Genomic DNA, 15,127 nt, shown 5'->3' with positions numbered 1-15,127 from the left:
AAACAAGGTACTTAGTATGTTAAAAGCCACGTTTACAAGCATCGTTATATTACTCAGCTTAGCAAGTTGTAGCAGCACCCAAGTAGAAAAAATCATTGTTAGCAGTAACTATGAACGCGATTTTATCTATCCTAAAAACACCCAAAGCCTTGTATTTATTAATCAACAAACATACGAACAGCCTTTATACGGCAGCAGTTTGCGTTATGAAAATCGATATTTTGATCAAGATGAAGTTTCTGTTTATACGTACCCTATCAGGCATTTTTATTGGCAAAATAATAACCATCTGCTTGAAAGCGAAATGAACAATATCTTTATGGAAATAGATAATGCCGTCGACCAAGGTATTTATCACAAAAGAATTGGCAAAGATGTGGAAACTTTTGAAGTTAGCGAAACGGGCAAAATGTTTAATGGGTTAAGAGCAACAACAAAAATCGTATTAGCGTCGGGGGCTGAATATAACTCGTATTCTTATTTATTCATGCAAAAAGATAAATTCATTAAATTTAGGATCAGCCAACCCAATGCAGGTAATTTCATTCAAGCTCCGGATAACATTATCGAGGAGTTACTCCCTCAGATATCGGTTCCGGGTGAATCAAGTTATATGGCGCAATTGCGTTTATTACATAAACAAGAATATGAACAAACAATGAGTAAAAATTAGGGCGTGTTTATCTTTTGTGTATGCTTTTGCAGCCGTATTTGCACGATTTGTACAAGGCAGAGCGATTGCGGTGTCGTTATTCTACATAAAAGCGCGATAAAGACTTTATGCTCNTGTATGCTTTTGCAGCCGTATTTGCACGATTTGTACAAGGCAGAGCGATTGCGGTGTCGTTATTCTACATAAAAGCGCGATAAAGACTTTATGCTCCTGCAAAGTCACCTTACACCACATCCATGTGGGGCAACGTAGTAGAAAGAGTGCAAATGCGCTGCCCTTTGGGTTCAATCCAAAACGTTTTGCTCTTTGTTATTGGCTTTTGACGTAGAACCACTATGCCATCAAGCCAATGCCGCGATCAAAACGCTTTGGAATTGAACAAAATCGATACGACAAAGGTAAACACGCCCTAAAATAACGATGATTATAGTCAAAGCGATCGGGTTTTAGGGGAAGCCGTCAAGCTTCGAGACCTCATGAGCATATGCTCTACTATGTGATTGGGGCGAGTAAGCGCTGACAATGAACCATAAAACCTGAGCGAGAAGACTATAAATTAATCGTTCACTTAGCTTTATGCATTTAACTATTAGTTTGCCATTGAGCAAGAATGCTCATGAGTTTAGGCAGTGCTATTTCACTACTTTTAGCAAGCTCTCTTTGCTCTGCCAGTACGTCACTCAAAATAGATTCTGTTGTCAACGGATTGGCTAAAACGACTCTAAATACCGTGATTGCTTGACCACCATAAACACTCGGATTAATACGAGTACGCGATACAAAAGATTTACCCGTTTCACGTTGACGCTTTTGAACGTACTTGGTTAAATCATCTAAACATTCATTAATTTGCTCAATTAATATCGGATCTTGACATTGCAATAAGGCTTTTAATGGCGCAGGAACATATCGATAGGTCAATAAGCAAAGTTCAGGCGCTGAAACTAATTCGAAATCAGTTTGAGATTGAATTAAAGAGGCAAAATATTGGGCTTGGGCAATGCTGCGATCAATTAATAATTCATACCCTTTACGCCCTAGAATATGCATACTGGCATAAACTAACAAAGCCATACCGGGTCTAGATCCCTCTAGTGTATGACTACCGAGATCTTTTGAACCTTTACGTAAAACATACTCGGCATGATGTTCAATATTACTGCTGATCTCAGGGTCTTTAAATAAAACAATGCCAGCTCCCATCGGTACGTACATTTGTTTGTGCGCGTCAATAGTAACAGAATCAGCTCGTTCAACACCTTTAAGCAAAGCCGAGTACTGTTTAGAAAACAACGTAGCCCCGCCCCAAGCGGCATCAACATGAAAATGACACTGTAATTCATCAGCTAAATCGGCCATTGCGGCTAATGGGTCTATATTACCCGTTTCTGTTGTGCCAGCAACTCCAACGATAGCCATAATAGCGATGCCTTGATCTTTTAAGGCTTTGGCTTGTTGGCGCATCGCATTTACATCAACACGATTATTTTCATCGGTTGTAATAGAGATAACATCGTCGCGACCAATACCGAGTAAATCAGCTGATTTAGCTAAAGAATAATGCCCACGCTCAGAAACTAAGACTACAGCCCCTTTATAGCCATAATGCATTAATGCTCGATATAAACCCGCTTTAGCAATGCCAGCAAAATCAGCTGTTGCTTTAAATAAATTATTACGTGCAACCCAAAGCGCCGTAATATTTGCAATGGTACCACCCGAGCAAAATGCACCTAAAGAACAACGCTCAGAATGCATATATTCATCATAAAATGTGTCAGTATTGGCATAAACTAGATTATGCATCATCCCTAGCACTTGCCTTTCTAAAGGCGTAAAGGCTTTTGACGTTTCAATTTTGACTAAGTTTTGATTTAACGCGATCATAATTTTAGACAATGGCAGCATAAAATAAGGTAAGGCCGATGTCATATGACCAATAAAACTGGGCGATGCGGTATGCACGGATTGCGCAACCAATTTGTCTAATAAAAATGCGGTATGATCAGATACAAAATGTGGGTTCTCAGGTACATCAGCATTAGAGAAATCTTTTTCAATTTCACCTAGCAATTGTTCTTTAGCGACGACATGCTCGTTTAAAAAGCCAATGATGTTTTGTGAGATCTCTTTCTCAATGCGTCCTAATGTTGAATCAGGTGCTTCAGGAACGGTAAAGATCCTTAACATTGATTCTTCATTTGCAGTTGCCTGCTTATGTTTTGTTTGTCTCACGTTTTTCAAATACCGGCCTAGCTCAATGCGCCAACGATATGCGTCGTTGATAAATGGTTAGCAACATGGGTGATTTTAAATTATACATAAACAATATAAATCGTTTATGCTCAACCATTCAAAATGGGTTAGCGTATAGTTTAAACGCAATCTAAAGAATTTTCCTATTATACTCAAATTACTTCAAGCTGTATTTCAACGTGTTATGAGGTATAAAGGTGCAAAACTTATATATCGCGGCTTACTTCTATATAATAAAGCATTTAAGACTGCCTATAATCTAGCAAGTCTATTTTTATGCAAATCACTGAATTCAATTTGCAATATAATTAATGATGATTATACTGTATAAAAAAACAGTCAAATTTTAAAGGTAATCACTATGGGTGTTAGAGCACTTTGGCAATGCGACCGGGACGGAAAAATGTTTACAAGTAAAAAAGATGCCGATGCATACGATAAAATGTTAGAGCTTGCAGAAGCGATCTCAACTATTTTAGAACAAAATATAGATGACTTAAGCGATAAACAAGCTGAGAATGTAGGCCGTGTTATTGCTGAAAATAAAGACATATTTGCGAATGCATTCAAAGGTAAAGTGGATGACTTACAGCAAATCATTAAGCCCGAAGAAGACACCGAAAATAATGTTGCACAATTAAACGCAGCAAAATAGTGGCTAAGTAAATCAACTTAGTGACAACGTCAAACACCAGAAGCAAGCTATCAATGATTAAAGAAGTACAGTGTGACTTCTTTAATCAACTCATTTGTATTTTTAATCATGCTGTTTGAGAAGTTTAATTTTACTAAATAATAACCTAACCACCTGAAAATTTAACTTTATAGCCTAAAGCCTCAAGCTCAGCCTTAATAACATCACGTTTGTCACCCTGCACTTCAATGACCCCATCTTTAACCGAACCGCCCGTGCCACACTTTTTTTTCAACTTTTGAGCAACGGCTTTTAATTCCGCTCCCGTCAGTGGTATCCCCGTAATAGTGATAACCCCTTTACCTTTTCTTCCTTTAGTTTCGCGTCTTACACGGACAAAACCATCGGTAAAAGTTTGAGCTTTCTGTTCTTTTTCTGGTGTTTTAATGCGACCACTATCGGTCGAATAGACTAAATTTAAATCTTTAAAATCCATAGCGTTATATCTTTTAAATTATTGTTGTTGTCTTTACTGGTGAATGATACGGGGGCGAATAGCGTTTGTTATGTTTTACCACGAGTTTAACGGCGTTGATCTGGTGGAACATAGCCTGGAATTTTAGCAATATCAATATCATCGACTTGTGATGAATCTAAAAATTTATCTGCAAATTCAAGATAAATTTTATTATCAACAAAAATATCAAATAAGTCTGGGTCAATATGGTTATCCTTGCGCATAAAACCTAAAATTTTCAAACATTCTGATAATTTTTTCGCCGGTTTATACGGTCTATCAGATGCAGTTAATGCTTCAAAAATATCCGCTATAGCCATCATACGAGCCGGTACTGACATTTGCTCACGAGTGAGCCCTTTAGGGTAGCCCGTGCCATCCATTTTTTCATGGTGGCCGCCTGCATATTCTGGCACATTACGTAAATGGCGAGGAAATGGTAACGCTTCGAGCATGTCAATTGTAATATCAATATGTCGATTGATGATCGTGCGCTCTTCATTATTCAAAGTCCCACGCGCAATGGCTAAATTTTGGATCTCATCTTCTTCAAGCAATGGTTGCTTGCGGTGACGTATATCTAAACAGTAACTTTCACCAATGTCTTTAACACGCTGCTGGTCAGCCGGGTTCATAAACTCGCCACCGATGTTAGCACGCGCAAGAAATGCCATTTGTTCTTCTAATTCGTGCTGAGCTTCTTTACATTCTGCCATTAAATTAGCTTCAGCTTCGGTATCACCACGCTTAATAGCCGCGATGGCTTTTTGCATATAAGCTATTTCAACATCTCGTTTAGCAATTTCAAAACGCGCTTCAACCAATTCAATACGATCAAAAATAGTTTCCAGCTTCGTTGCTTTGTCCATTACATATTCAGGCGTTGCGATTTTACCGCAGTCGTGTAGCCATGCCGCAATATTTAATGCATATAAATCTTCATCTGACATCGAAAAATGAGATAACGGACCCGAAGTGGTGCGATCCACGGCTTGCGCTAACATCATGGTTATTTCAGGCACGCGGCGACAATGACCACCTGTATAAGGTGATTTTTCATCGATAGATTTTGCCAGTAACTTAGTAAATGATTGAAACAAGGTTTCCATATCATCAATCAATTGGCGATTCGTTAACGCGACTGCAGCCTGCGAAGCTAACGCAACGACAATGCGCTCAATATCTTTGGAATATGGAATTATTTCAGCAGGTGTTTTGGTAATATCTTGGGCATTAATGAGTTGTAATACCCCGTTTAACTCGCCTTCATGGTTTTTCATGGGAACGGTTAAAACAGAACGAGTTCGGTAACCAATCTTCGCATCCATTGCCCGCGCGGCTGTCATGTCAAAACCATCAAAAGGTTCATAAGCATCTGGAATATTAACCACTTGATCGGTGTTAGCCGCATAAGCCACTAGGGCCGTTACATTCGCTTTGCCATCTTTAAACAACGGAATGGCATCAAAAGGGATGGCAACATCACTTGTACCACCCATATACATATTAAGCGTATCATTGATCAAGGTTTCGAACTTTAATGACTTGTCTGGGGTGACTGAATATATCGTACCACCATCGGCATGCGTTAATTCTTTGGCGGCTAATAATATTTGCTCAAGTAATTTAGTTGTGTCTTTTTCTGAAGACAGCGCTTGACCCACCTCGATCATACGCTCTATTTGCGTGAGGCGAATATCAGCAATATTCTGACTATTATTTACAGAAGCAGATAAACTCATTTTGTATTCAACTCTTTTTTGCTATTTGCTCGTATGAGTAAAAGATCCATCCCAGTCATCTTGTTTGGGCTCGTTTTTTAATTGATTAATTCTATCTAAATAAATGCTATAGACCATTCGTTCTGGATTGAGCGCATGCAGATCATTGAACGCTTGTTCAGCTTCTGGCCACAATTGAGATAAGTATAGAGTATATGCCGCATTATACTGATCAAGCTCAGCTCTGTCTTGCTCGTTTAAAGCCCCTTTTTCACAAATAGGCTCAAATGTCGCAACAGCCGTTGTTTTTCCTTTTACGATCACTCTATCAATAGGTCTAAACTCAAAGTCATCAATAGCTTGTGCCATTGTATATTCACTAACCAAAAGCTCGATACCATAAGCCTTCGTTAAGCTTTCTAAACGGCTGCCTAAATTCACCGAGTCACCTAAAACCGTGTAAGCACGCCTAAATTCTGATCCCATGTCACCGACGTTCATGTCACCCGTATTAATGCCGATCCCGACTTTAATTGCCGGTAGCCCATCAAGTACAAATTGCTCTCTAAGTTGCGCGGTAATTTCCAACATTGAAAAAGCGGCTTTAATTGAATTAGTTGCATGTTTTTCATCATCTAACGGTGCGCCCCAGAATGCCATCACCATATCACCAACATACTTATCAATCGTGCCTTGGTAATCCAATATCGTTTTAGTGATAGGGGAAAAGTATCGATTAAGCAATAACTTCAAATCATTAGCCGATAAACCTTCAGAAATCGTGGTAAAACTGCGTATATCGGAAAACAACACCGACATATTTTTACGATCACCCGCTAAAGACACTGAATTAGGATCATTCAACATTTTATCAATGTGTGCAGGCGGTACATATTGGTCAAACATACCTTTGATAACTTTTTTCTGGCTATTTTCGGCAAAGAAGCCAAACGCGATATTAATCACAGTCAAAAATAAACATAATAAAATAGGCGTCGTTAAAGGCATCGAAATTTTTTCGTTAGCCCATAAATAGGTATTAAAACCGATCGTGGTTGCCAATAGTAGCATTCCCCAAAAGGCCATTTGCCCCGGTCCCATTTTAGGGAAATAAAATGCCATCACCACACCAAAGAGTACAAGATAAAGAACAGTGTAATAATCAGCTAAGTCATGACGATAAGAAAATACATCTGGGTGTAGAAGTCCTTCAAGTATATTGGCATGTACTTCAACTCCAGGGTATTGAATACCAACCGGCGTTTCACGTAAATCAGCAAGGCCAACTGAAGAAGTCCCCACAAACACAATTGAATCCATTAAACTATCTGGCTCTATTGTACCGGCAAGTACATCGGCAGCAGAAATATATGGAAAACTATTGCGCCCCCCCCGATAAGGGACTAATACTCGACCATTTTCATCTGTTTTTACTAATTGATCATTAAGTAAAACCCCTAATACATTAAACTGATCGTTACCATCAGTAATGACATCAACCTTAATCTCGTCGGCTAATGAATATAAACGAGCAGCTTCAAGTGCAAGCGATGGATATATCGTACCTTCATATTGGATCAATAATGCCGCTCGACGAATAGAGCCGTCATCATCGGGTACCGCATTAAAAAAGCCTTTGCCAATAGCCGCTTCGTGCAGCACATCAATATTACCGATATAACTGCCAAATGGCAGAGCCTTTATTCTAGGAATAGGCACATCTTGATCAATACGAATAACATTATCAGGAACAATCCCTCGGCTAGTCACACTGTCTTTTTCAAATACAATACCCAACACCACATCACCATTTTCTAATGATTGTGACATGCGTAAATCGCCATCAATATCTTCTTTATACTGTGTTAACGCCTGAATATTATGATTATCAGTGCCTAGTTCTTGAGTTAGCTCATCAATTGGGTTTCTTTCAGGCTCTGAAAACACGACATCGAATGCAATTACGATCACCCCAGCATCAAGTAATTTATCAATAAGTTCTGCTACTTTTCGTCGGCTCCAAGGCCAACGACCATGTTCGGCTAAGCTTTTTTCGTCAATATCAATGATCGATATATTGGTATCGTTATAAACAGGTCGATGCTCCAATGTGGTCTTCAGCCGAAGATCATAGAACATACCATCCAGTCTTTTTAATTGATGGGTGGCAACATCGCCAAATTGTGAAAGTTGTAATAATACAAGTACAAACAAAACCGTTGTACTTGCTATTTTAGCTAATTGAATAAACGAAGGTCTAAAACGACTAAACACAGGCGTGTCTATAAAAAGAAGAAAAGGTAAAAATATTAATTTTTGTCATCAGCGGCATGTGAACACTCCATTATTTGAACACTATAATATGACCACTTGCCCTTCATGAGCGGCCATAATATCGACAGGGCTTTTCAGTTGATCAAGCCTTTCTTTAACATGCATCATTAATTCATCAAGCGCATCATCCGTTCTGGTATGATCATGGCTATAAAAAGCACAACGCTTAACGCCAGAAGAAGTCGCCAATTCAACGGCTTGTTCTAATAAACTATGACCCCAACCATGCTTTAAAGGCATGTCTTTATCAGTATATTGCGCATCATGGATCAGCAAGTCTGCATTTTTAATAAATGATTGCCATTCTGAAAATTCAGTCTCGATACGATACGGAGGAAACAACTCATTATCAGTGACATAAGCAAGCTTAGTACCGCCATCATTGATTAAATATGAAGAGCCGCCACCAGGGTGATTCATCTTGCGGCGTGTAATGGTCGCAGAACCAATCTTCCAAGAAAGAATAGATTCGTCTTTCTCCAATATTTTAATGTCTGCAAGTAATTCATTTTTAGAAATAGGAAACCATGAACCAGACATCTGATTCAAAATAGCTTCGGGTTCAAATGGGGTTGTTAAGCCTGGCGTAATGAATATTTTACGGCGAGGTTGAAATGCAGGTAAGAAAAAAGGAAAACCCTGAATATGATCCCAATGATTATGTGACAAAAGTAGATGAATATCATCACTATGCCGGGCTAATATATTACCCAACTTTTTTATGCCCGTGCCCGAGTCTAAAATTAAATGAGTACCATCAGATAATTTTACATGAACGCAAGCGGTATTACCGCCATAACGAGAAAACTCTGCACCCGGTGCAGGGGTTGACCCCCTAACACCATAAAATGTAACTTGCATCCATCACCCTTTCCAAAATTATTGATAGTCAATACCATTTAATAGTAGCACAACCTTTAAGAGGCATTAACAAATGAAGCTGATACATCAATCACAAAAACACGTGAATTTCCTTGTGCATCAATCACCGTAATGTCTATATCACAATATTCTTGGTAAGCCGAGTCATTAGTTAAGGTTAAACTTGAACTCGCCCCCGTTGTCGTTGAGTATGTGACCACTGTACCTGCACAACCGCTATCACTCCATGTTACAGCTGAACTATCACCATCAATATCAACGACATTAAGCTCAAGCATGACACTTGTTGTTTCATCATCTAATATGACAGACGTTCCCTCACCTTCAAGTACATGAGGATAATATTGACGGTCGATATCATACTTAACTGCAAATATATCATCAACACCACCACCTGTAGGTACGGCTGCCCCCGCAAGTGTTAACGTTAAATCATCAGCGTATTTAACCCCAAAGCCATTATAATATACAGAGGCATCAGCTCGTTTTAAATAACCAACCGTATTGAACGTTGTATCTAATTCAACAGTCTCTAACAAAATTCTAGCGGCTATTAGTTCGACTCCATTTGAACCATTTAAGTAGCCAGTAACCATCAAACGTTCTTTATCGATAATTTGCATGGCATTAAAACGAACATCAAATTCGGATTCAGCAAAATCAAAATTATTAGCAAGTAACTGTGCACCCAAATTTGAATATTTAACAACAGTACCATATACATATGTGCCATCGTCAAATACACCCGCAGCATATAAATTGCCACTTTCATCAAATTCGATATCTAAGAATTCATCGTAAAATCCAGCTGATGTATAGGTTTGGTAGCCAGCAGTTCCCCAAGTTAAATCTAAATAACCACTTTCTGTTTCAGATGGGTCAACTTTAGCCACAAAAGCATCGTTCACCGCCCCAAGATATTGACCTGCAATATACACATTATCTGCAGCATCAAAGGCAATATCATTAACCGCTAACGGTAATGAAAATAGAACATCATTACCTGCACCAAATATATTTCGAACAGTACCCGTGCTGTCGTAAGCAGCAAGGTAAGAGTTATTCGATTCACCATTGTAGCCCGTGATATAGATATTATCGTTACTATCTATTCCAATCACGCCGCCCATATCAATGCCTGTTTGGTTATACACAACACGCCCACTGGAACCAAATGCGGTATCAAGTGAACCATCCACATTATATTTTGATAACACTAGGTTGGCAGGACTGTAATCAACCACACTTAATAATAAGGTTTTGCCATCGGCTAAATATTTAATATCAAAAGTCGTATGAGTAGAGCCAGCCGTGTAGTCATCTTGCACTAAGCCCGTGCTGTTAAAGGCCGTATTATTAGCCCCCGTGTTCGTTATCGCGGCAATACCAAAATCAACGCCGCTTTCGGTTCCAATACCAACGCCTAAATACACATCATTATTACTTGAAAATGCCACACTGGTTGTACTTGTCGAATAAGCAGGCTCCAAGCGCCATTCACCACTTGTGCCAAAACTAGCATCAAGCGTTGGAGTTTCTTTTTCAATTATATCGTCAATTGTGATGGTGACATTGGCAGTATCTGATTTGCTGATAAGCGAATCATCAACAGCGCTAACAACGAGGTTATAAGTATCTTTAACTTCATAATCAAGCTGCGTGCTATCGGCAACCGTAATAGCGCCGGTTATCGCATTAATAGCAAATGCGCTCTCTTCATTACCTGACGTAATAGAATAAGTCAGTGTATTAGCGTCAGACGCAATAAATGTCGCTATTGCCGTATTATTAGCAGCGGCTTCATAAATGTTATAACTGGCGTCGTTGGCAATCGGTAAATCATTAAATGCCAGTACCTCTAAATTAATCGTGATGGTATCTTCTCCACCGTTACCGTCACTAATTTTAACCACTAAGCTATCACTGCCTTCGAAACTAGCACTTGGCGTATATTGAACATCAGTTGAGTTGCCTGACGAACCACTTGGAAAGATAGCCGAACCATTAGTTGGTGCAGTCATTATGCTCCAAGTTAATACATCTGAAGAATCAACATCCGTCGCATTTAATGAGACTGTAATATCCGTGTCGACCTCTAAGTTATCGCTAATTGAATTCCCTTCACTTATCACAGGCACATCATTAACATTTGTAACGGTAACATTAATAGTCACGGTATCTGAATTAGTACCATCACTAACGGTTACTATCACTGTATCGACGCCATAAAAATTGCCATCCGGTACATAACTTAAAGTCGCTGTATCACCATTATCGGTTAATACGGCTGTGCCATCCGATGCATCGGTTGATATTGTCCACGTTAAATCGTCACCTTCACCATCATAAGCGCTTAAGTTTATGATTTGTGCAGTTGTATCTTCCACATGAGATGCGGCAACCGTTACTCCTTCTAAAACAACAGGGGCAAAAGATGTCGTCGAGCTATATTTAGAAATAACAATTGATTCAGCATCGCCGGCATTTACAGGTATGTATGATGAGAACCAAATGCTCATTTCACCTTTATCGTAGGTTGCTTCAATATTAAGAGCAGCTTCACTCTGAGCTAAATCCTGAGTGAAAACGCCATTAGTCGCAAATGAACTATTATAGGCACCAGAAGGCATGTCGATTAATGAAATAATATTATCTTGTATAGATAACTCTCCATCAATCGCAGTACCGAGTAAAACAAGGTCGCCATTAACTTCCGTTACATCAGAAATAACATCGCCATAGCTCGTGAGGTCTATGTCTAAAATCCCTTCATCCCAATTTGTGTATCCTGTACTGGAATCAAATAAGAGACCATCTTCATCCATCCCCACTAGAACACTTAATCCATTATCAAATGCACTAATGACAATTGATGAATCCGACATAACAACCATGCTATGAAGTACGTCAACTGCATTATTTGTTTCACCAGTAGCAGAAGCGGGTTCCACGTCAACTTCAAGGTAACCATTGTAGGTGCCTTCGCCAATATCAGTTCCAAAGTTACTGCTATTTAACTCACCCGATGTATTAAATTTAAAGAGTGTTAAACGATTTGTATCACCACTTGTCATCACAACTATCTCGTTCGAGACAGGGTCAACAGCAATCGAATACAGCCGTGTTAAGTACATTTCTTCAGAATTCAAATTAGTTGTTTGACTTGTTTCACTCGATCCTGACGTAGCGATCCGTTCAAAAACAAGTTCGTTATTTGAACTATCATAGCCAACAAAAACAATCTTACCGTTATTATCCACCACAATATCAGCGCCATCTAACGGACCACTTGGACTATAAGAGTAGCTGAAGGTCAGGTCTAACGTACCTGAGCTATCATATTTAGTAATGTAATAGTAACTAGAGAGATCTTCATAATATAAAATGTATTGTGTGCCGTCTGCTGCAACAGCTGACGCTTGTAAATCCACTTCATATATAGGGGTTGTTGTGCCGTTATATTGATAACTCGTATTAACTTGGCCAGAATCTGCGTCTAATTTTAATAGAGCAGCCGTACTTGACTCATTAAAATCTAAACCATCTGCCGCAATATAAACATTATTGGCATCATCAAGGTGTATTAAGTTACGCACAAGCCCTTGGTCATAAAAACCTTCGTCTTCGGTATTTCGACTAAGCGGTACACGTCGATAGCCATTATCCGTATTATCAAATGCGGTTGAAAAATTCACATTTAATGGATTAGTCGCCGCTGCTATATTAGCAAGAGTGAACTTCGCTATAGCGCCAACGGTTCGTTCACTTGTACCCTCTAGATCCCAATCTTCGTTAGCTGTTCCTATCGCTACAATATTATTATCGCTGGTAACAAGCATCTTATTCATTTTGTCATCAAGAGGATATAAATCATCTGATAATGAAATTTCGGTCTCATCTGCCAATACCATGGCAGTTCCCGCTAGGTTAACCTTGACCGGCTGGAAGTCAGCATAAGTAGCGAGCGCTTTTTGATAATTAGTAACCAGTTCACCAGAGCTCAATACAACACTGGTTGCTTCTGCTGCATTGCTACCATCATAGAATGTATTATAACCCGACGATGCACTGCCAAAGGTCGTATCTAAAATACCCGCATTAGTAAATCTCGCAATCAAAGGTTCTTGGTAGTTATTTTGATTTGTATGCCCAACGATAACTAACTGCTCTTCTGTGCCGTTGTCATAAATAACAGCATCATTAAACACGTCTGTACTTGTTGGTAACGCAGTAACACAAAATACAACACTACCAGAGGCATACGTATCACCGTTACAACTTTGAGAACCGCTATCACCATATGAAGCATCATAATCACCGTTATTATCAAACCTAACGATACGACCAACTGTAGTTGAGCCGCCTACAGAATAACCGCCTACTAAGACGGTATCAGTATCAGGCTCTTCAACAATAAAATTAACATACTGATTAGAACCAACAGAATCAGTGCTAGCGTCATATAAAGAAATAGTTGGCGTGCCATTACCATCTGTCGGATACGATAATAGCGCTATACGTCGGTAGCCAATAGAATCAACACTAGCCGCCATTAAGACATCATCTACAATAGTATCGCTATTTGTATCTCGAACAATTAAGCCATCAGGGTAAACATCATAACCAAAACTGTATATTGAATAACCACTCGCACCATCACCAAAGGCAGTATCTAAGTATCCAGAGCTAGCATCTAATTTCATAACAATAGGGCTTTCATAACCACCCGAAGTGGTTTGTCCCGCTATATAGATGTCATCATTAAAGACCGCAATACCTGTAGCGGTTGTATCCGTCGTTATTTCATCAAAGTAGAAATAACCATTATCAGCAAAGGTCGGATCAAGTTCACCATTAGCGGTAAATCTAACCGCAGTGATACTTTGAACAGAACCATCAGTTCTATTACCTACAGCGACTAATTTACCGTCTGATTGCTCAACCCCCCCTATAAATTCAGAATCTCTCATCGCTATATGTGAGCTGACTTTAGAGTGGCCATTATTACCAAATGCACTATCTGCAACTAAATTGTAGTTTTCTGTCACATCTAATACAGAAACAGTGACCGTTGCATTAGCCGCTAGCAGATCAGCATCTTCGGTATCAGAGCGATCACGGACTTGTATGGTTAATGCATGAATTGTTGCTGTTTCATAATCTAATTGCGTTCTATCTTTGACTGTAATTTGACCCGCAGCATCGATAGCAAATAAATTATCTTTATCTCCACTCACAATAGAGAAATAAACTGAATCGCCCACATCAATATCACTACCACTCACACTACCCACGACATAATTGTTTTCAGCAGACTCTGGTAGATCAAAGCTTTCATCACTTGTTGAAGGTGCATCGTTCGTATTAGCGACACTTAATGTATATGATTGCGCACTATTAAGAGCACCATCACTAACCAATAAACTAATACTATTATCACCAACAAAATCATTGGTTGGAGTCCCCGTTAATGTAGCAGAACCATCGCCATTATCGGTAAATCCAGTTAACCAACTTGGTAGTGTAGGCGCAGTAATCGTTAAGGTAGAGCCTTCAATATCTGCAGCGGTTATGTTGTATGTATAAACACTATCTTCATTGATCGTTGTGATCTCTGTACTGGTAAAATACGGTGTATCATCAACGGGGTCTATCGTCACATTAACAGTAAAGGTGTCACTAATCGCGCCATCCGTTACATTTATGGTGAACGAATCAGAACCATTAAAATGTAAGCTTGGTACATAAGTAAATACCGCTGGAGTCGTTCCAGTACCAGACACCGTTAACGTACCGTTTGATGCATCCGTTGTGACGCCCCAAGTTAAGGTATCAGCTGTATCTTCATCAACAGCCGTTAAAGCACTCGTTAATGCAAAAGCAGTAGGCGAAGCATCTTCACTCATCGTTACGTTATCTAATACCGCATCAACAGCACCTAATAGAATCTGAGGGCCTTCATTAATATCTGTCAGGTTGATCGTGAAGTTTTCAGCAAACGTTGCACTGCCCGAATCCGTCACCGTTACCGTAATGTCATAGCTCGGTTTCGCTTCAAAGTCTAAATCGGTTGCCGCTACAATTTGTAAGTCGTTACCATTCACACTGAA

At 39.3% G+C, this 15,127-nt stretch carries 8 protein-coding genes; 2 read left to right on the top strand and 6 right to left on the bottom strand.

What is annotated here, in order from left to right; all coding sequences use genetic code 11:
- Positions 1-16: 16 nt before the first annotated feature.
- Positions 17-673: a hypothetical protein gene (locus DPX34_RS13990; RefSeq protein ID WP_111979075.1), complete on the top strand. Its 657-nt coding sequence runs from the start codon at positions 17-19 to the stop codon at positions 671-673.
- A 582-nt stretch (positions 674-1,255) separates the two neighbouring features.
- Here DPX34_RS13990 and panP read toward each other — a convergent pair.
- On the bottom strand, positions 1,256-2,908 hold the full coding sequence (gene panP, locus DPX34_RS13985) for a pyridoxal-dependent aspartate 1-decarboxylase PanP (protein ID WP_111979146.1): 1,653 nt from the start codon (positions 2,906-2,908) through the stop codon (positions 1,256-1,258).
- 382 nt (positions 2,909-3,290) lie between these two features.
- Here panP and DPX34_RS13980 point away from each other — a divergent pair, with 382 nt between their 5' ends.
- Entirely contained in the window at positions 3,291-3,584 is a 294-nt protein-coding gene (locus tag DPX34_RS13980) for a YebG family protein (RefSeq protein WP_111979074.1), read from the top strand.
- Between the two features lie 145 nt (positions 3,585-3,729).
- Here DPX34_RS13980 and yciH read toward each other — a convergent pair whose 3' ends face one another.
- The 5 genes from yciH to DPX34_RS13955 form a co-directional block, all read right to left on the bottom strand.
- Positions 3,730-4,059 carry a stress response translation initiation inhibitor YciH gene (yciH, locus tag DPX34_RS13975; RefSeq protein WP_111979073.1) on the bottom strand — a complete coding sequence of 110 codons (330 nt, stop codon included), beginning with the start codon at positions 4,057-4,059 and terminating at the stop codon, positions 3,730-3,732.
- An 86-nt stretch (positions 4,060-4,145) separates the two neighbouring features.
- Positions 4,146-5,822, bottom strand: coding sequence for an HD domain-containing phosphohydrolase (locus tag DPX34_RS13970; protein ID WP_111979072.1), 1,677 nt, complete (start codon positions 5,820-5,822; stop codon positions 4,146-4,148).
- 21 nt (positions 5,823-5,843) lie between these two features.
- Entirely contained in the window at positions 5,844-8,075 is a 2,232-nt protein-coding gene (locus DPX34_RS13965) for a CHASE2 domain-containing protein (RefSeq protein ID WP_111979071.1), read from the bottom strand.
- A gap of 81 nt (positions 8,076-8,156) precedes the next feature.
- Positions 8,157-8,996: an MBL fold metallo-hydrolase gene (locus DPX34_RS13960; protein ID WP_111979070.1), complete on the bottom strand. Its 840-nt coding sequence runs from the start codon at positions 8,994-8,996 to the stop codon at positions 8,157-8,159.
- A 56-nt stretch (positions 8,997-9,052) separates the two neighbouring features.
- The coding region (locus DPX34_RS13955; RefSeq protein WP_157964738.1) for a tandem-95 repeat protein at positions 9,053-15,127 on the bottom strand (6,075 nt) is incomplete at its 5' end.

The organism is Algibacillus agarilyticus (assembly GCF_003286125.1).
Taxonomy (GTDB): domain Bacteria; phylum Pseudomonadota; class Gammaproteobacteria; order Enterobacterales; family Alteromonadaceae; genus Algibacillus; species Algibacillus agarilyticus.
Note: the sequence above shows the minus strand (reverse complement) of the source record. Positions and strands in the feature narration are given on the sequence as shown.

What these genes read in the sequence shown, in the direction of transcription:
- DPX34_RS13990 (WP_111979075.1), top strand. Translation starts at nt 17, where the DNA reads ATGTTAAAAGCCACGTTTACAAGCATCGTTATATTACTCAGCTTAGCA.
- DPX34_RS13980 (WP_111979074.1), top strand. Translation starts at nt 3,291, where the DNA reads ATGGGTGTTAGAGCACTTTGGCAATGCGACCGGGACGGAAAAATGTTT.
- yciH (WP_111979073.1), bottom strand. Translation starts at nt 4,059, where the DNA reads ATGGATTTTAAAGATTTAAATTTAGTCTATTCGACCGATAGTGGTCGC.
- DPX34_RS13970 (WP_111979072.1), bottom strand. Translation starts at nt 5,822, where the DNA reads ATGAGTTTATCTGCTTCTGTAAATAATAGTCAGAATATTGCTGATATT.
- DPX34_RS13960 (WP_111979070.1), bottom strand. Translation starts at nt 8,996, where the DNA reads ATGCAAGTTACATTTTATGGTGTTAGGGGGTCAACCCCTGCACCGGGT.